Here is a 1,007-nt window from a genome sequence, read left to right on the forward strand (position 1 = left end):
CCTCCACGCGTTTCGCAGAGAGGTGCAAATGACAGCACAGGACTCGAACGGCCGTCTTGACGACGACGACTACCCCGCCTTCACCATGGGCCGGGCCGCCGCGATGCTCGGTACCACCCAGGGCTTCCTCCGCTCCATCGGTGAAGCCCGCCTCATCACGCCCCTCCGTTCCGAGGGCGGGCACCGGCGCTACTCCCGCTACCAATTGCGCGTTGCCGCGCGGGCACGGGAACTCGTCGACCAGGGCACCCCCATCGAGGCCGCCTGTCGCATCGTCATCCTCGAAGACCAGCTCGAAGAAGCTCAGCGGATCAACGCCGAGTACCGCGAGGCCGCCGGATCGTGGACCCCGCCACCGCGGGACTGAGGCGCCCGCCCGCCCTCCGCCGGCCGCGGGCGTGCTTCCGATCCCTGGACCGCGGCGATCGTCGCTCCTTTCCCGGACACCGGCGCACGCGGCGGACGGGCCTCCGGAAGAGCTGCGCCCCCGGCGGGGCAATATCTGTCTTTGCGAGGCGAGTTTTAAGCACACCGCCGGCGAAGTGTTTTTATCCGGGCCGGTGGAGCGGAATAAACGCATCGCCCACCTGTCGCTACCGCATGCTATCGTCGAGTCCAGTTGCCGTGGTCCTAAAATTTCGAGCACCTTCGTCGACATTTCCGACAGTAGGACGCCTTTCGCGTTTCCGGTCCTTGGGACGGAGCATCACCGCGGCGACCCGGCATCCACGCGCTGCGGTTTCCGGCGTAATGCCCCAAGGAGATATGACATGGCGTCCGGCACCGTGAAATGGTTCAACGCGGCCAAGGGTTTCGGCTTCATCGAGCAGGAGGACGGCGGCCCCGACGTGTTCGCCCACTTCTCGAACATCGCCGCCGAGGGCTTTCGCGAGCTGCTCGAAGGGCAGAAGGTCACCTTCGACATCGCACCGACCCAGAAGGGTCCGACGGCCGAGAACATCGTTCCCGCCTGACGGCGACCCGCGAGACGTGGCCGGGGCCCGCTG

The 1,007-nt window shown here is 66.8% G+C and carries 2 protein-coding genes; both read left to right on the plus strand.

The genetic code is table 11. From position 1 onward, the window contains the following. Positions 1-28 precede the first annotated feature (28 nt). Positions 29-367 (plus strand): MerR family transcriptional regulator, encoded by a 339-nt coding sequence (locus ACFWEP_RS34780; protein ID WP_387376319.1) that lies wholly within the window; start codon positions 29-31, stop codon positions 365-367. Between the two features lie 403 nt (positions 368-770). Further along, on the plus strand, positions 771-974 hold the full coding sequence (locus ACFWEP_RS34785; protein WP_387376321.1) for a cold-shock protein: 204 nt from the start codon (positions 771-773) through the stop codon (positions 972-974). Positions 975-1,007: the final 33 nt, after the last annotated feature.

Source organism: Streptomyces sp. NPDC060198, from assembly GCF_042728415.1.
In the GTDB taxonomy this organism is placed as follows: domain Bacteria; phylum Actinomycetota; class Actinomycetes; order Streptomycetales; family Streptomycetaceae; genus Streptomyces.

Coding starts and splice junctions, on each gene's coding strand:
- ACFWEP_RS34780 (WP_387376319.1), top strand. CDS start 29: ATGACAGCACAGGACTCGAACGGCCGTCTTGACGACGACGACTACCCC.
- ACFWEP_RS34785 (WP_387376321.1), top strand. CDS start 771: ATGGCGTCCGGCACCGTGAAATGGTTCAACGCGGCCAAGGGTTTCGGC.